The organism is Pseudoalteromonas sp. JC28, assembly GCF_013319255.1.
In the GTDB taxonomy this organism is placed as follows: domain Bacteria; phylum Pseudomonadota; class Gammaproteobacteria; order Enterobacterales; family Alteromonadaceae; genus Pseudoalteromonas.
The window spans coordinates 77,764-94,672 of the sequence record NZ_QOKX01000007.1 but is presented as its reverse complement, the minus strand read 5'-3'; the positions used below and the strand labels follow the sequence as shown (position 1 = coordinate 94,672).

General features: G+C 44.5%; 17 protein-coding genes. 14 read left to right on the top strand and 3 right to left on the bottom strand.

Annotation, left to right across the window (positions count from 1 at the left end; all coding sequences use genetic code 11):
- Window positions 1–55 precede the first annotated feature (55 nt).
- The 8 genes from DS891_RS15905 to DS891_RS15870 all read left to right on the top strand — a co-directional run bounded on the left by DS891_RS15905 (window position 56) and on the right by DS891_RS15870 (window position 8,746).
- A complete protein-coding gene (locus DS891_RS15905; protein ID WP_174170320.1) occupies window positions 56–658 on the top strand; it encodes an NUDIX domain-containing protein in 603 nt (200 codons plus the stop codon).
- 22 nt (window positions 659–680) lie between these two features.
- Window positions 681–1,136 (top strand): DUF1249 domain-containing protein, encoded by a 456-nt coding sequence (locus DS891_RS15900; RefSeq protein ID WP_010379051.1) that lies wholly within the window; start codon window positions 681–683, stop codon window positions 1,134–1,136.
- Window positions 1,123–1,899 carry a metallophosphoesterase gene (locus DS891_RS15895; RefSeq protein WP_174170319.1) on the top strand — a complete coding sequence of 259 codons (777 nt, stop codon included), beginning with the start codon at window positions 1,123–1,125 and terminating at the stop codon, window positions 1,897–1,899. Before DS891_RS15900 ends, DS891_RS15895 begins: the two co-directional genes overlap by 14 nt.
- Window positions 1,884–2,447: a YqiA/YcfP family alpha/beta fold hydrolase gene (locus DS891_RS15890; RefSeq protein ID WP_174170318.1), complete on the top strand. Its 564-nt coding sequence runs from the start codon at window positions 1,884–1,886 to the stop codon at window positions 2,445–2,447. Before DS891_RS15895 ends, DS891_RS15890 begins: the two co-directional genes overlap by 16 nt.
- Window positions 2,448–2,524: 77 nt before the next feature.
- Window positions 2,525–4,414: a DNA topoisomerase IV subunit B gene (gene parE, locus DS891_RS15885; RefSeq protein WP_174170317.1), complete on the top strand. Its 1,890-nt coding sequence runs from the start codon at window positions 2,525–2,527 to the stop codon at window positions 4,412–4,414.
- Window position 4,415: 1 nt separating this feature from the next.
- Window positions 4,416–5,525: a sorbosone dehydrogenase family protein gene (locus tag DS891_RS15880; protein ID WP_174170316.1), complete on the top strand. Its 1,110-nt coding sequence runs from the start codon at window positions 4,416–4,418 to the stop codon at window positions 5,523–5,525.
- An 8-nt stretch (window positions 5,526–5,533) separates the two neighbouring features.
- Window positions 5,534–7,837 carry a DNA topoisomerase IV subunit A gene (gene parC / locus DS891_RS15875; RefSeq protein WP_174170315.1) on the top strand — a complete coding sequence of 768 codons (2,304 nt, stop codon included), beginning with the start codon at window positions 5,534–5,536 and terminating at the stop codon, window positions 7,835–7,837.
- A 345-nt stretch (window positions 7,838–8,182) separates the two neighbouring features.
- The gene (locus tag DS891_RS15870) at window positions 8,183–8,746 is read left to right on the top strand and encodes a phosphoribosyltransferase (protein WP_010607696.1); all 564 of its coding nucleotides are present in this window, start codon (window positions 8,183–8,185) and stop codon (window positions 8,744–8,746) included.
- 58 nt (window positions 8,747–8,804) lie between these two features.
- Here DS891_RS15870 and DS891_RS15865 read toward each other — a convergent pair whose 3' ends face one another.
- Window positions 8,805–9,461 carry a Crp/Fnr family transcriptional regulator gene (locus DS891_RS15865; RefSeq protein WP_010607695.1) on the bottom strand — a complete coding sequence of 219 codons (657 nt, stop codon included), beginning with the start codon at window positions 9,459–9,461 and terminating at the stop codon, window positions 8,805–8,807.
- 284 nt (window positions 9,462–9,745) lie between these two features.
- Here DS891_RS15865 and DS891_RS15860 point away from each other — a divergent pair, with 284 nt between their 5' ends.
- A complete protein-coding gene (locus DS891_RS15860; RefSeq protein WP_010379202.1) occupies window positions 9,746–9,964 on the top strand; it encodes a YgjV family protein in 219 nt (72 codons plus the stop codon).
- On the opposite strand, the gene DS891_RS15855 is transcribed toward DS891_RS15860, so the two are convergent.
- Window positions 9,955–11,595, bottom strand: a complete 1,641-nt coding sequence (locus tag DS891_RS15855) for an amidohydrolase (RefSeq protein ID WP_174170314.1) — start codon at window positions 11,593–11,595, stop codon at window positions 9,955–9,957. The two genes, DS891_RS15860 and DS891_RS15855, sit on opposite strands and share 10 nt — an antisense overlap.
- Before the next feature lie 108 nt (window positions 11,596–11,703).
- On the opposite strand from DS891_RS15855, the gene DS891_RS15850 reads away from it, so the two are divergent.
- A complete protein-coding gene (locus DS891_RS15850; RefSeq protein WP_010607693.1) occupies window positions 11,704–12,204 on the top strand; it encodes a DUF1543 domain-containing protein in 501 nt (166 codons plus the stop codon).
- 17 nt (window positions 12,205–12,221) lie between these two features.
- Here DS891_RS15850 and DS891_RS15845 read toward each other — a convergent pair whose 3' ends face one another.
- Window positions 12,222–12,449, bottom strand: coding sequence for a hypothetical protein (locus DS891_RS15845; protein ID WP_010379194.1), 228 nt, complete (start codon window positions 12,447–12,449; stop codon window positions 12,222–12,224).
- Between the two features lie 220 nt (window positions 12,450–12,669).
- On the opposite strand from DS891_RS15845, the gene proB reads away from it, so the two are divergent.
- The 4 genes from proB (at window position 12,670) to gltX (ending at window position 16,872) form a co-directional block, all read left to right on the top strand.
- Window positions 12,670–13,809 carry a glutamate 5-kinase gene (gene proB / locus DS891_RS15840; protein ID WP_010607691.1) on the top strand — a complete coding sequence of 380 codons (1,140 nt, stop codon included), beginning with the start codon at window positions 12,670–12,672 and terminating at the stop codon, window positions 13,807–13,809.
- A gap of 71 nt (window positions 13,810–13,880) precedes the next feature.
- Window positions 13,881–14,849, top strand: a complete 969-nt coding sequence (locus DS891_RS15835) for a GGDEF domain-containing protein (RefSeq protein WP_174170313.1) — start codon at window positions 13,881–13,883, stop codon at window positions 14,847–14,849.
- Between the two features lie 86 nt (window positions 14,850–14,935).
- Entirely contained in the window at window positions 14,936–15,301 is a 366-nt protein-coding gene (locus DS891_RS15830) for a glutaredoxin (protein WP_026000901.1), read from the top strand.
- Between the two features lie 83 nt (window positions 15,302–15,384).
- Entirely contained in the window at window positions 15,385–16,872 is a 1,488-nt protein-coding gene (gene gltX, locus DS891_RS15825) for a glutamate--tRNA ligase (protein ID WP_010607688.1), read from the top strand.
- Window positions 16,873–16,909 lie beyond the last annotated feature (37 nt).

Below are 16,909 nucleotides of genomic sequence, written 5' to 3'. Positions count from 1 at the left end.
AAGGGCGATTGGTTAGCTTTTAAACCGTTGCTATTAAAAAACACAGGATTATTTTATGAAACCTTTGAGTCAGTTCAACAAAGTCGACGTCAATGTTTCTTCAATAGAAACAATCTTCAATGGTTTTTTTACCATTCACAAGTACCAATTTACCCATGCCTTATTTAATGGCGGTGTATCAGAGCTGATAACTCGCGAGATATTAGAGCGTGGTCATGCGGTTGCAATATTGCCGTATGATCCTGTTACAGGCAGTGTGTTGCTTATCGAGCAAATTCGCATTGGAGCGTTGGCTTCAAAACACTCTCCTTGGCTTTTGGAATGCATTGCAGGGATGGCAGAAGGGAGCGAAGACTATGAGAGTGTTGCAAGAAAAGAAGCCAAAGAAGAAGCTGGACTTGAGCTTGATAAGCTCATTTATATGCGCTCTTATTTATCAAGCCCAGGTGGTACAACAGAGCGACTATATTTGTATCTAGCGCTTGCTGATTTATCTAAAGCGAGTGGGGTTTATGGACTGGCTGAAGAAGGTGAAGATATTAAAGTGCATGTGATGCCACTTGATGAAGCCCTTGCACGTCTTGATAATGAGGAAATCGATAACGCTGCCACTGTTATTAGTCTACAATGGTTGGCATTAAATAAAGCGCGGATATAGAAGCAGTTTAGGAGTCGTATTTTTGTCACAAGTGCTGAGCTCAAAGCAGTATATTCAATCTCTGCCCCGTTACATCACGCTGTGCGAACGTAATTATTTACGGGCGCTAAAATTGCTACCTGAAGAAGTGGTCGGTGAGAGTCGAGTGATTGACTTAGCCTCTGCGCGATACAGTTTGAGCGTAGCTGGAGTCAGTAAATACACAACGGACATTCACATCGAGCAGATGGCGACAGTAAGCGCCCATTTGCCACACTTTTCGTTGTCTGTGCGCCTCTACCATGATGCTAAAGTGGCTGAAGTAATTCACCGTGATTATCATCGTCGAATAAAGCCATCCTATGGTTACCCAAATCCTGATATGCACCAAAAAGATGAAAAGTATCAAATAAATGCGTTTTTAGCTGATTGGCTTATGGTGTGTTTAGAAAAAGGCCGCGTGCATTTAAACTGGGATGTAAACAATGGCTTGGTTTGATCTCGAGCTGCAATTCGATAAAGCGCAAATTCGTATTGGTCATTTTACGGATTGCCATTTGTTTGCCACGCCCTCTGGGGAATATTTTGCGGTAAATACCGCCGCTAACCTTGAACGCACTTTCGCCGCGATGGCAAAAGAGCATTTCGATTGTGTGGTGTTTGGCGGTGATTTAACACAAGATCACAGTGCGGCTTCTTATCATGAGTTTGCTCGTATAGTGAGGGAGAGTAAGTTGCAATGTCCGGTGCTTTGGGTGCCGGGTAACCACGACGAGCTAGCTTTACTCGAAGAAATAAGTGCTGGGCAAATCGTCCGTCATAAATGCATCACAGGTCCGTTTGGGCAGGTGTTACTGTTAAACTCAAAGGGTGAAACACCCGCCGGATGGTGTGCTAAGTCACATTTAGGTGCGCTCAAAGACAAGCTTAACAATAATATCAACAACAATACGATTGTTTTTGCTCACCACCATCCTAGGCCGATAGATGGCTATTTAGATAAACATATGCTCGAAAATGGTCCTGCACTGTTAAACCTGTTGGTGGATTCAGAGCAAGTCTTAGGGCTATTTCATGGTCATGTGCATAATGAATATCAACAACAATTTCGCACTTTACCTATCTACGCTACGCCTGCAACATCAATCCAATTTGATAAGCACACAAAGGACTGGTATCAGTCTGATTTGGGTCCCGCTTATCGTGTCATCGTATTTAGTAAAAGCGCTATAACAACAGAGGTAAAATGGCTCGGAAAGTAGTTTATATTCACGGCTTTAATAGCTCTGAGCTATCCTATAAAGCGACGGCGTTTGGTGAATATATGATGGATAAACAAACGCCATACCTTGTCCCAAGACTACATTATGACCCGAGAGTCGCATTGGCACAGTTGGATAGCGTCATTGATTCTGATACTGTGTTATTAGGTAGCTCGTTAGGCGGCTATTACGCCACCTACTTTTCGCAACATCTTGGCTGTAAAGCGGTGGTGATAAACCCTGCAGTTAGGCCTTTTTCATTATTAAATGACTACCTTGGACCACAATACAATCCTTATCAGGACTGTCATTATGAGCTGCAGTATGAACATATTGATGCGTTAAAATCCATGTATGTCGAGCAGCTGAGTAATCCAGAAAACTTGCTATTATTGCAACAAACGGGCGACGAGGTGCTGCCTTTTGCAGAGGCGGTGCGTTATTATAGTCATTGTCGTCAAATTATTGAGTTTGGTGGGGATCATAGCTTTGTTGAATTTCCACGCTATTTTGACACCATCACCAAATTTTTAACTATCAAAAATTAGAATTTATGCACAAAGCTCTGCTCAAAACTGTATGTTGTGCATATACTAGCGGATAAAAAGATAACTAGAACTAGCCTATGAGTCAGCAAAACTATAATGCCGAAGCTATTGAGGTACTCAATGGCTTAGAGCCAGTTAAGCGCCGTCCTGGCATGTATACCGATACCACCAGACCTAATCATTTAGGCCAAGAGGTTATCGATAACAGTGTCGATGAAGCCTTAGCCGGACATGCCACCAAGATTGACGTGATCTTGCATGAAGACAACTCCTTTGAAGTCATCGATGACGGTCGAGGAATGCCTGTGGACATTCACCCAGAAGAGGGCGTGCCTGGGGTTGAATTGATCCTGACCAAACTTCATGCCGGGGGCAAGTTTTCCAATAAAAACTACCAGTTCTCCGGTGGTCTTCATGGGGTGGGTATATCGGTTGTTAATGCGTTGTCGACTCGGGTCGAAATTACCGTTAAACGCGATGCGCAAATCTATGAAATGGCATTTGAAAACGGCGATAAAGTCGAAGACTTAAGAGTGACCGGCAGCGTTGGTAAGCGTAATACCGGCACCTCAGTACACTTTTGGCCCGACGCGAGTTATTTTGACTCAGCTAACTTCTCAATTACTAAGTTAAACCACTTGCTCAAAGCTAAGGCTGTATTGTGTCCAGGGCTTAGAATTCGTTTCGTAAATAACCAGACGAAAGAAACGCAAGAATGGCACTACGAGGCAGGTCTTGAGGATTACCTAAAAGACAGCGCTGAAGGCTACGAAGTGCTGCCGAAATCCCCATTTACAGGCAGTTTCAGTGGCTCAACCGAAGGGGTTGATTGGGCGCTTCATTGGTTGCCTGAGGGCGGGGAATCCATCGCTGAAAGCTACGTAAACCTTATTCCAACGGCACAAGGCGGAACCCATGTAAATGGGTTACGCCAGGGCTTACTTGAAGCGATGCGTGAGTTTTGTGAATTCAGAAACCTGATCCCGCGTGGCGTGAAACTGACGCCTGATGATGTTTGGGACCGCTGTAGTTATGTCTTGTCGGTTAAAATGCAAGACCCACAATTTGCCGGTCAAACCAAAGAAAAGCTGTCATCACGTTCGTGCGCTACCTTTGTGTCTGGCATTGTCAAAGACGCCTTTAGTTTATGGTTAAACGAACACACTGAAACTGCAGAGTTACTTGCTGAGCTGTGTATTAGCAATGCGCAAAAACGTTTGCGTGCTGCAAAAAAAGTGGTTCGTAAAAAAGTCACTTCGGGTCCTGCTTTACCGGGTAAATTAACCGATTGTTCTGGGAGTGAAACCGAACGCTCAGAAATCTTTTTGGTGGAAGGGGACTCAGCAGGTGGCTCAGCAAAACAAGCACGAGACCGTGAGTTTCAAGCAATCATGCCGCTGCGCGGTAAAATCCTAAATACCTGGGAAGTGGAATCTGGACAGATCTTAGCCTCGCAAGAAGTACATGATATTTCTGTTGCCTTAGGTATTGACCCAGACTCTGAAGATTTATCAGGCCTGCGCTATGGCAAAGTATGTATCCTCGCGGATGCGGATTCTGACGGACTTCACATTGCAACTTTATTATGCGCACTCTTTGTGAAGCACTTCCCAGAGCTTGTTCGTAAGGGCCACGTTTTTGTTGCCATGCCGCCGCTATTTCGCATTGATGTTGGTAAAGAAGTTTACTACGCCCTTGATGAAGATGAGAAAAAGGGCATTTTAGACCGTATCGAGGCCGAAAAGAAACGCGGTAAAGTCAACGTACAGCGCTTTAAAGGGTTGGGTGAAATGAACCCGTTGCAATTGCGTGAAACCACTATGGATCCAAATACTAGACGTTTAGTTCAGCTGACATTAGATGAGCCTGAACAAACCCTCGAAATGATGGATATGCTGTTAGCTAAAAAGCGCTCTAGCGACCGTAAAATTTGGCTTGAGCAGCACGGAGATAAGGCAGAGGTTTAACATGAAAATACATAGTAAATTGACCACGGTAGCGACGACGCTGGCAGTAGCGTTATTAAGCTCACCTGCGCTGGCAAATGATATGCTTTCGCGCCTTTCAGTACCTAAAGGGTATGAGCTGAGCTATTTTGCGAAAGATGTTGAAAATGCGAGACAAATGGCGGTGGGCAAAGATGGCACTGTGTATGTTGGCTCTCGTAAAGCGGGTAAAGTTCACGCACTCATTGACAACAACCGTGATGGCGTAGCCGACAAGAAAATCTTGGTTGCAGAAGGGCTGAATATGCCCTCCGGTATCGCCCTAAAAGACGGTGACTTATATGTTGCTGAAGTTGAGCGTATTGTGCGTTTTAAGCAAATCGCAAAAAACCTCAAGGCACCGGTAAAAGAAGTGGTGTTCGATGATTTGCCTGACAAACGTCACCACGGCTGGAAGTACCTGACAGTATCGCCGGAAGGCGAACTGATCATTCCAGTTGGCGTGCCTTGTAATATTTGTGCCGAAGACCCTAAGTTTGGCCGTATATTTTCACTAAATCTTGAGACGAAAAAGCTTTCGACGATTGCCAAAGGCGTGCGTAACTCAGTGGGTTTTGATTATCACCCAGTAACTGGAAAGTTATGGTTCAGCGACAACGGTCGTGACATGATGGGAGATGACATTCCACCATGTGAAATCAACCGTGTTGACGAAATTGGTCAGCATTTTGGCTTCCCCTATGTTCATGGCGGCAGCGTGCTAGACCCTGAATTTGGCGAGGGTAAATCGGTGACTGACTACGCCATGCCAGCACTTGCACTACAAGCGCACGTTGCACCGCTGGGCATTCACTTTTACCGTGGCGAGCAATTTCCAAAGGCAATGAAGCATCAGCTTTTTGTTGCTGAACATGGTTCTTGGAACCGCAGCAAAAAAGTGGGCTATCGAGTAATGCGAGCAAATGTGCAAGATGGCCAAATTAGAGGCTATGAACCTTTCCTTACCGGCTTTATGGAAAACGAAACAACCCATGGTCGACCAGCCGCAATTGCAGAACTCGACGACGGTAGCCTGCTCGTTTCCGATGATTACGCCAATGCGATATATCGCATCAGCTACAACAACAAGTAAGGTGTAACATGACAGATCCTCAAGCCTTGTCCTTGCAAGGCATTGAACAACTTCCGATGGGGCGTTTTACTGAAGATGCCTATCTGAACTATTCCATGTATGTGATCATGGATAGGGCGTTACCACATATTGGTGACGGCCTGAAGCCTGTACAACGTCGTATTGTATATGCGATGAGTGAGCTGGGCTTATCTGCTCAAGCAAAATACAAAAAATCTGCCCGTACCGTTGGTGACGTATTGGGTAAATATCACCCTCATGGCGACAGTGCTTGTTATGAGGCCATGGTACTCATGGCGCAGCCGTTTTCTTATCGCTATCCGCTGGTAGATGGCCAAGGTAACTGGGGTGCTGCGGATGATCCTAAATCATTTGCTGCGATGCGTTATACTGAGGCGCGTTTATCTAAGTTCTCAGAAGTACTGCTGAAAGAGCTTGGCCAAGGTACGGTCGATTGGACCGCTAACTTTGATGGCACCTTAGATGAGCCGCAAGTGTTACCCGCGCGTTTACCACATATCTTGCTGAATGGGGTGACGGGTATTGCGGTGGGGATGGCAACCGATATTCCGCCGCATAACGTACGTGAAGTTGCTGAAGCTTGTTGTTTGTTATTGGATAAGCCTAAAACCGAACTAGAAGAAATTCTAGAATTGGTCAAAGCGCCAGATTATCCAACCGATGCGGAAATCATTACGCCGCAAGAAGAGATCAAAAAGCTTTACACCACAGGTCGTGGCTCAATCAAGATGCGTGCTGTGTACACCGAAGAGCAAGGCGAAGTGGTGATCACCGCGTTGCCACATCAATGTTCGGGTGCCAAGGTGCTAGAGCAGATAGCAGCACAAATGACAGCGAAGAAACTCCCTATGGTAGCGGATTTACGTGACGAATCGGATCATGAAAATCCGACGCGTATCGTCATCGTACCGCGCTCAAATCGAGTTAAGGTCGAGCCATTAATGGCGCACCTATTTGCCACGACGGATCTTGAAAAGAACTACCGTGTTAACATCAATATGATTGGTTTAGACGGGCGTCCACAAGTTAAAGACTTGCGTCAGATTTTATCTGAGTGGTTAGTATTCCGTCGTGAAACGGTGCGTAGACGTTTGCAGTATCGTTTAGACAAAGTGCTTGCGCGTTTGCATATTCTTGAAGGTTTGATGATTGCATTTTTGAATATCGATGAAGTCATCGAAATCATTCGCAACGAAGACAAACCAAAAGAAGAGTTAATAGCGCGTTTTGGTCTTTCAGATAAGCAGGCAGAAGCAATTCTAGACCTGAAATTACGCCACCTTGCAAAGCTTGAAGAAATGAAGATCCGTGGTGAGCAGGATGAGCTTGAAAAAGAGCGTGATGGATTGGAAAAAACCTTAGGCTCTGAGCGTCGTATGTCGACGTTGATGAAAAAAGAAATCCAAGAAGCTGCTGAATTGTATGGCGATGATAGACGCTCACCGGTAGTTGAGCGTGGTGAAGCCAAAGCGCTTAGCGAAAAAGATTTGATCCCATCAGAGTCTGTAACTGTTGTGCTATCTGAAAAAGGCTGGGCGCGTTTTGCGAAGGGCCATGATATCGATGCCGAAGGGCTAAGCTACCGCTCAGGAGACTGTTATAAAGCCTCTGCGAAAGGCAAGAGTAATCAGCCTGCGGTGTTCTTAGATACTTCAGGGCGAGCCTTTGCAACCGATGCGCATAGCTTACCTTCAGCCCGGAGTCAGGGTGAACCGATGACGGGGCGCTTTAACTTAGCGTCAGGATGTAACTTTGAACATGTGGTCATGGGCGAAGACAAATCGACTTATCTGATGGCGACCGATGGCGGTTACGGTTTTATCAGTGACTTTGCTGATATGGTGAGCAAAAACAAAAATGGTAAAGCGTTCGTTAGCGTGCCAAAAGGTGCGCATTTGATGGCTCCTATCCAGGTATTTGATGTTGCCACCGATATGTGTATGGCGATTTCGAGCGAAGGCAGAATGCTGCTATTCCCATTACGTGATTTACCTAAGCTTGGTAAAGGTAAGGGGAATAAGATTATCTCTATCCCTAGCGCGAAAGTGCAAAGCCGCGAAGAGTTTGTCAAAGTGTTAGCGGTAGTACCTGAAGGCGTTTCTGTTACCTTACATGCAGGTAAGCGCAAGCTAACCTTAAAGCCGAGTGATTTAGAGCACTATTACGGTGAGCGAGGGCGCAGAGGTAATAAGTTACCGCGCGGATTACAGCGCGTAGATAGCTATGATCTGGAGCACAATGGTGTTGAGACACCAGAAGACAATGACGCCAGCGTAGATACCGAAGAATAACCGATATAGGCCGCCCACCGCGGCCTTATTTTTATCTGTTGAAAACTATCGCGAGGTGAACTCGCTCCCACCAATTAAATAATGCTACGCAGGTGTCTGTTCACCCATTGAACTTTGCGTAGGAGCCGGTTCACCCGGCGATCCTTAACTTTAGAATATGGCTCCTCAAATCAAAAAATGAAAATAAAAAGACACTATTATTGCAGCATTTTATTGCGCTTTACGTTAAAATATTCGGTTATACCAATCACACAAGTGCCTATGGCTTGCAAACAATTGTAATTGGTATCAATTGGCAGCGCTTGCTGCTTGTCACCATCACACGGGCTTCCTAACGGGGTATTTATGTCAGATAAGTGCTATATCACAGCGCAACAATTGCTAGAAGATTCATTTCGCTTAGCCGCTAAAGTTTATGAAGACGGGTTTAGACCTGACTTTATTATCGGTATTTGGCGTGGTGGTGCGCCTATTGGTATCGCAGTTCAAGAATACTACGATTACAAAGGTATAGAGACTGATCATATCGCAGTACGTACTTCTTCTTACTATGGCATTGGTAAGCAATCTAAAGAAATCAAAGTTCACGGTTTGCATTACATTGTTGAAAATGCAAACGCTGACGATTCATTACTAATCGTTGATGACGTGTTTGATTCTGGCCGCAGTATTTTTGCGTTGAAAGAAAAGCTTGCAGAGTTAATGCGCCTGAACTTGCCTCGCGATATTCGTGTTGCTTGCCCATACTACAAGCCAGCAAACAAAAAAGTACCAATGACACCAGATTATTTTATTCATGAGTCTGATGAGTGGTTGGTATTCCCTCACGAGCTGTCAGGTTTAACACCGGAAGAATTAGTGGAAGGAAAGTCTGACTTAGCAAATATTAAACACCTATTTGCAAAATAAGTTAATCAGTACTCAAGGGCGAGAAAGTACTCGCCCTAGTTATTCTAACCGCGAAAAATTAAGCTTGCGCGAAGCTATCAACAAAATCCTCAAGCGCGTCAACATCGACTGGCTTTAAGCCTTCACTACTACGTACTATCAAGCCCTTTTCTACCAATTCACTTACCACCCGACGATATGCACGCTCAGTGGTCGCAAATCTTTCGGCTTCAGCACTTACCGTTGAATAGGCACGAAGTAATGTTGGATTCGAATTCTCGGCACGTAATAAGCAGTCTTTAGCAATGTTGTAGCTCAGCGGCAACAGCAACTTGTCTAAGTTTATCTTTTGGTTTTCAGTAAACTTAGCAGCGATGGTTTGCGCGGTATATAGGCTCAGCTCCGGCTGCTCAAGCAGTAATTTTCGCCAATATTTTAGCTCAATGAGGTGATAGGTTACATCGCTCAAGCAAGTCACGGTATAAATACAAGGCTGATGATTCAGCGCTTCGATTTCGCCAATTAGCGTGTTGTTACAGTCCAGTTGTCCGAGTAATAGACGACGACCGTTACCGACATCATAACTAAAAGACACAGTGCCACTGGTCACCAATATGAGTTTACTCAATGGTTCATCTTGGTGGATCAAGACTTCTTTTTTGCTGTGCTGAAAACTATTACCAGCAAAAGCGAGTAACTGTTCTACCAAATTGGTTGAAAAATGATATTGAAACATCTAGATGGCTCTTCGGACAAATGTCCTATTTATTAAACTATAATGACGTTAGCATGAATTTTTCAGTTTTACGCTAACTCACACCGTTTAAGTAGTATCGGTTTTATCTCAGCGCTGTGGCGAAGAATTTAATAAACGATATTACCATTAAACCCCCACTTCCCGTGTTAGAGCTAATTTATTGGTGCTAATTTCTAGGGGCTTGTGGGTTAGCCTTTTTATTCTGCTCGATACGTAAATTCGAGCATAAACTATATGCTAACGCAACTTAGGGGAGAGGACAAATGAGTTGGGAATATTTAGGCTATTTAGCCTCTGCTTTTTTGGTCGTTTCTTTGATGATGAGCGATGTTGCTAAGTTGCGTTGGTTCAATTTAATGGGCTGTATTTGTTTTACCGCCTATGGTGCACTTATCCAAGCTTGGCCGGTGGCGTTAACTAATGGTCTACTGGCACTAGTTAACACCTACCACTTGGTGAAATTACAAAAAGATCAACGCTGATATTTAAGTTCACCTGCAATCCACGTCTGCTCGACTTTAATATCATCAATTTTATCTTCGCTTACGGTAAAGTAATCTTGGTCTATTAAGATAAAATCGGCCCACTTTCCTTGTTCTAAGCTTCCCAGTTTATACTCTTGAAATGCGGCATACGCAGCATCAACAGTAAATGCTTGGAGTGCTTGTTCTCTGGTTAGCTTTTCTGTTGGGCGCCAGCCATCCTTGGGTAAATCTTGATGGTCTTGTCTGGTGATAGCGGCATGCAGACCATGGAAAGGGTTTGCGAGCTCCACTGGAAAGTCAGAACCCGCCGCCACTCTACTTCCTTGCTTTAAGAATGTTTGCCATGCGTAAGCGCCGCTAAGCTGTTTGTCGTCTAGGCGCTTTTCGGCCATATGCATATCAGATGTGGCATGAACAGGCTGCATTGATGGAATAATATCTAACGTCTTAAAGCGGGGGATATCATCCGGATGGACAATTTGTGCGTGCTCAATGCGATTTCTGAGCAGTCTTCCACCTGCTTTTTTAAAAACGTGTTGATATGAGTCTAGCACGATGCGATTCGCTCTATCGCCAATGGCGTGCGTGTGTGCACTGTAGCCGCTGCGTATGGCTTGGGTGATCAATGCTTCAAGCGTCGCTTGGTTTTCGAGCATTAACCCTTTGTGGCCTTTGCGGTCATGATAGTCGCGAATAAGTGCCGCGCCTCGGCTGCCAAGTGCACCATCAGCATAGATTTTTACACTACGAATAGAGAGTTGATCTCGTGTATCTTTGAGCACTCCGGCGTCCAACATCTCTGCGAGTTTGGGGGAGCTTGCACTTAGCATAGCGTAGACGCGCAGAGGCATTGAGTGTTCCTTGGCGCGTGCTTGGTAAACCTGCCACGTGGTGTGGTCAATCCCGGCATCATGAGCTGAGGTAATGCCTAAACTCAGCAAGTGTTCTCCGGCTTTATTAAGCGCCTTGTTTACTTGTGCATCCGACTGAGCTGGGACATGAGTGCGAATAAGGTCTTCTGCCTTGTCGATAAAGATCCCGCTCGGCATACCGCTATTCAGTGTAATGATTTCACCGCCTTCCGGTGTCTTTGTTGATTTCGAAATGTTTGCAAGCGCCATCGCTTTTGAGTTTACCCAAATAGCGTGACCATCTACTCGAGTGAGCATGACGGGCTTATCTTTTACGTATTTGTCGAGATCGGCTGCGGTTGGGAATTGTCCGCCGGGCCATAAGGTTTGATCCCAGCCTCGACCTATTATCCATTCACCTTCATGGGCTTTTGCGTAGTGGCTAAGCCGTTTTCCTACTTCTGCAATGGTTTTGCTACCGCGCACGTCGAGTGTGAGTAAATTATTGCCAAGGCCAATGATATGACCGTGCGCATCAATTAAACCAGGTAATAGGGTTTTTCCCTCACCATCAAATTTGGTTGCACTCGGGTATTGGGTACTAAGATCCTTTGCACTTGTTTTTACGACTTTACCGTCTTTAATTACCAAAGAAGAAAAGCGCTCAATTTGCTGCGATTTAGTGGGCGTATAGCCATTTACATTGTGAATTAAGGTTACTTGAGCTGTTGTTGACAGGCTAAAGCTAGCCAAAAGCGCGAGGAATGTTTTTTTCATTATATTGTCCTTCACTGAGAGTATTTATTCAGAATAATCATCTAACTCAATAAAGCCAAGTCTTTGCGTTGAGAGTATACTTGGGTTTTAAAGGAGTGGAGTGTCAAAGTGAAGTTGTTTGTTGTATACCTAGGCGGCCGTATTCAAGGTTGCCATATTGAAATGCATGATGTGCGCTTTGTCGCGGCAAATACAATTGAAGAAGCTTATCCCAAATTAAAGCAGCAATGGGTTGGTGATAAAAACTCGGTGCATATGGATAGCTACACAATCATTGAACATGCCGATGGCTATGCCATTGAACTTACCGAAGAGCGTGTTGAGCAAGCTGAGCATTTGTATTTTGTGAACTTGGGAGGATATAAGCCAGATAGTTTAGCTGAGGCGCATGACTTTGGGCTGTTCGTTGCAACGAATGCCGATGAAGCAAAAGAGAAGGCAAAAGCGTTTTTGCTTAACGGTTTTAGCCATATTCATAAAGACGATTTACATGATGTAGATGACTGTTTTGCCATCGATTTATTTGATCAAAACTTAAATATCAAGCTCACCCACAGTGGCCAATCAACACCGCTTACCCCTTTGTGGTTTGGTTATCATCCTCTATAACCAATGTGAGGGATACTTTAGCCCTCACCCTCATTGTTTTCATCGTTATCTGCTTTTATGGCTATTTTGATAGCGACAATCACGACGGCAAACATTAAAAACGGCAGTGCAGCTAGAGAGTATTCGACAATGTGGCTGTCTTTGTAGCTAGGTTGCAAAATAAAATGGCCACCCACACACATTAAGATCACTACAAACAGCAAAGGTAGCATCATAATCTCTTTGTTCTTTTTGTGTTTTTTCATTCTGAACTCAGCTAATTATTCTTTCATTGAATGGTGAACACTCTCTCACACGCGGTGCAAAAAAGCCTTGATCGAAATCAGTGCGGCGGATTATACCAATTCACTCTGAGTTAGAAATAAAATTCATGAGTTTATACCAATGCAATTGGTATTATTACTTGGGAGGGGGGAAGGTCCGTGGTATAACGAAGCTCTATCGCTGTAAAAACCAACAAATACTATGACCAAAAACAATAAACAAACCATTGTTATCAAGCTCGGCACAAGTGTCTTAACTGCAGGCAGCCAGACCTTAAACAAGCCCAGACTTGTTGAGCTGGTAAGGCAGTGTGTAACGTTGCGTCAAGCTGGTCATCAGGTCATTGTTGTATCTAGCGGTGCTGTTGCTGCTGGGCGCGGTGTATTGCAGCAACAAATTGGTCATTCACTCGCTGAAAAACAGATGTTGGCTGCGATTGGACAAGGTCAATTAATCCATTTATGGCAGTCATTGTTTAGTATTTACGACGTTAATGTGGCACAAATGCTACTGACACGAGCCGATCTTGAGCACCGCGAACGTTATCTAACGGCACGGGATATGCTTACTAAACTTCTAGAACATCATGTCGTGCCTATCATCAACGAAAACGATGCGGTGGCAACGTCTGAAATCAAAGTTGGCGATAACGATAACCTCTCTGCTTACGTCGCAATTTTAGCAAATGCTGATAAATTGGTATTACTCACCGATCAGCATGGTCTTTTTACCGCAGATCCCAGAGCCAATCCAGATGCGCAGTTGATAGAGCAAGTAACACATATAAACGACGAACTTAGAGCACTAGCTGGTGGCAGTGGCACACAACTTGGCACGGGTGGTATGGCGACTAAGTTGCAAGCCGCCGACATCGCACAACGAGCAGGCGTTGATGTCGTGATTGCAAAAGGCAGTGAATACGACATTTTACCGCAAGTACTTACGCAAACCGCACCAAGCACGACGTTTTTGAAGTTTGACGCTCCGGTTGAAGGGCGCAAGCGCTGGTTGCTGTCTGGCCCTAAATCAACCGGTAAAATAATTTGTGATAGTGGCGCAATCAATGCGGTATGTAATCAAGGAGCAAGTTTACTAGCAAAAGGTATCGTGTCGATTGAAGGGCAATTTAAACGTGGTGAGCTGGTTCAAGTGTTTTGCCAACAAGGCACGCTACAGGCACAAGGTTTAACTAGCTTAAGTAATCAAGAACTTGGTTTGGTAATTGGCCGTCATAGTAGTGAATTTGCGCAGTGTCTTGGCTTTGAAAGTGCAGAGGAGATCATCCATCGCGATAATTTGGTGCTCTTAAATCAACATAGCCAACAAGAAGTATTAAATTAGCCTATAAATTACTGTAAATTCAGAGAGCTGTTCTACACTTATCAAGAGTCAACTTTATTGAGAGGCCTTGAATGTCGATTAGCTATTCACCCTGTGGTCACGAACTTACTTTAGAGCTCTTGGCGCAAAAGAGTGAACTGGTGCTAATGCAGGCCCTTGAGCGGGTTATCTCCGATGTTTGTGGGGAAAGCTATGCATTTTATTTCAGTAAAAGCTTATCGGAAAAAGAAGTCCCAAAGTCTATATTTGTGAGCCATCGCGATTTTTGTGTTGTGGTGGGACCGGTAGATGCCGTGGTAGATAAATTACAGCAGCGTCAAGATGACAAACACCTCATTCAATACCACGGCGATAGTGTTATCCCGTTTTATCACCAAGCTCAGCTCGTTGGTTTTTTATATATAGAAGGTCAAGTAAATCTCACCACTGCGACTTTAATGAAGCACTTACTCACTGTTTTTGCGCATCAAATGGCAACATTGCACTTTGCTCGTATCGATCCGCTTTCCGAGCTACTCAATCGCCAAACGTTTGATGAAAAAGTCATGGAAATAACCAATGGGGACGGGTTTACGGTATGCCGTGATGACAGTGAAGACCGCAAGTGGTATTTAGCGATGGTAGATATCGATCACTTTAAACAGGTAAACGACAATTTTGGTCATGTGATTGGCGATGAAGTGATCCTGTTGGTAGCGCAAAAGATCAAAGCTAACTTTAGAGCAGAAGACTATGTGTTTCGCTACGGCGGAGAGGAGTTTGCGGTGCTATTTCAAAGTCGCAATGATGACTCTGCTGCAGTAGCACTTGAGCGCTTGAGAAGTACAATAGCTTCCAGCCGATTTCCGCAAGTAGAGCATGTTTCTGTAAGCCTAGGTTTTACTGAAGTGGTCGATACACTACAAGTTTCTGAGCAAGTTCATAAAGCCGATCTTGCGCTTTATCACTCAAAAGAAAATGGCAGAAACCAAGTTACCAACTACCTCGCTTTAGGGTTAGCTGAATCACAATACGCATGTGCAGAAATAGAGTTGTTTTAAGCTCCGCTTATATATAGCGCTTAAAGATTATGCTAAACTCCCCAACCTATTTTTTAGCGAATTTAGCAAAAGGTTTGGGAAACGTTATGCAATTTGTAAGATGGTTTTTAGGACGTCTGATTTTACTTTTTGATTTTATTTTTACCCCACGCAGTAAAAAACGTGCCGCAGAACAACAGCAAAAGCTAGATGCTATGACGGCAAACTTAAAGTTATACCAATTTAAGGCATGTCCATTTTGCGTTAAAGTGCGCCGCGCTGCCAAGCGTGAAGGGCTAAAGCTTGAAACCCGTGATGCCAAAAATGATGAGCAATATCGCCAAGAGCTGCTAGAGCAGGGCGGTAAAGTGAAGGTGCCATGCTTGCGAATCGAAGAGCAAGGCGAAGTCACTTGGCTGTACGAATCCAATGATATTGTTGCTTATCTAGAAAAGCTGGAAAAAGCAGCTTAATTCACGCGCCTTACTATGCGCTAATCAGGCGCTATGCTAGCATAGCGCCATTAATCGACTAATCCATTTTTAAGAGAATTTTGATGACTATCCGTACTCGTGTCGCACCCTCTCCAACCGGTGATCCGCATTTAGGAACGGCTTATATTGCCTTATTCAACTATTGCTTTGCCAAGCAGCAAGGTGGTGAGTTTGTATTACGAATTGAAGATACCGATCAGGTACGTAGTACTGTTGAATCTGAGCAAGCTATCATGGACAGCCTGCGCTGGTTAGGGCTTGACTGGGATCATGGTCCGGATGTGGGTGGCGAGTTTGGTCCATACCGTCAATCAGAGCGTTCTGACTTATACAAAAAGTTTGCACAGCAGCTTGTAGATGATGGTAAAGCGTTTTACTGCTTTGCAACGGCTGAAGAGCTAGACCAAATGCGTGAAGAGCAGATGGCAGAAGGCTTACGCCCTAAATATGATGGCCGTGGCTTACGTTTATCTGAAGAACAAGTAAAGGCAAACCTTGAAGCTGGCAAGCCTTACGTAATTCGCATGAAAATCCCAGAAGAAGGCACGTTTAAGTTTAACGATTACCTACGCGGTGAAATTGAGATCCCATGGGAAAACGTAGACATGCAAGTGTTGTTGAAAGCCGACGGCTTCCCAACTTACTTTCTTGCAAACGTAGTAGATGATCATCACATGGAAATTAGCCATATCTTCCGTGGTGAAGAGTGGATCAACTCTGCGCCTAAACTACTAAAACTGTACGAAGACTTCGGCTGGGAAGCTCCTGTACTTGGTCACCTACCGCTACTTCGTAACCCTGATAAGTCTAAGCTGTCAAAGCGTAAAAACCCAACTTCAATTAACTACTACAAAGAAATGGGTTTCTTACCAGAAGCACTACTTAACTATTTAGGTCGTATGGGTTGGTCAATGCCGGATGAGCGTGAAAAGTTCACTTTGGCTGAGATGATTGAACACTTTGATATGAAGCGCGTATCGCTTGGTGGACCTATCTTTGATATTGACAAGCTTAACTGGTTAAACGGTCTGTGGATCCGCGAAAACCTAACCGATGCAGAACTTATCCAGCGCTTTGTCGACTGGAAGTTTAACGGTGATATGTTGGCTCGCGTACTTCCTGAAGCCAAGGCGCGTATCAACACGCTATCTGATTTGGTGGGGCTAGCAGGCCACTTTGTGGCGGGCTTACCTGAATACGATCCAGCGTTATTAACGGCTGGTAAAGCGGACGAAGAAGTGGTTCGTCAAGCTCTGCAGTTCTTTATTTGGGAATTGGAAAAGCTGCGTACGTGGAACAAGTCTGAGATCTTCTCTATTGCAAAGGCTGTGGCGACACACCATGAGTTAAAGATCAAAGAGTTCTTAGAGCCTATCTTCGTTGCTATTACAGGCAAAACCTCATCGACCTCAGTAGTAGATGCGATGGAAGTGTTAGGTTCAGACCTTTCTCGTGCGCGTTTAAGAGTGGCACTAGAGCATATTGGTGTATCTAAAAAGCAAGCGAAAAAGCTTGAAAAAGCATACCGTGAGTACCCGTCTATTGCATAATAGCGAGACCGTATTGTAAAAGCCGCTGATGTAGCGG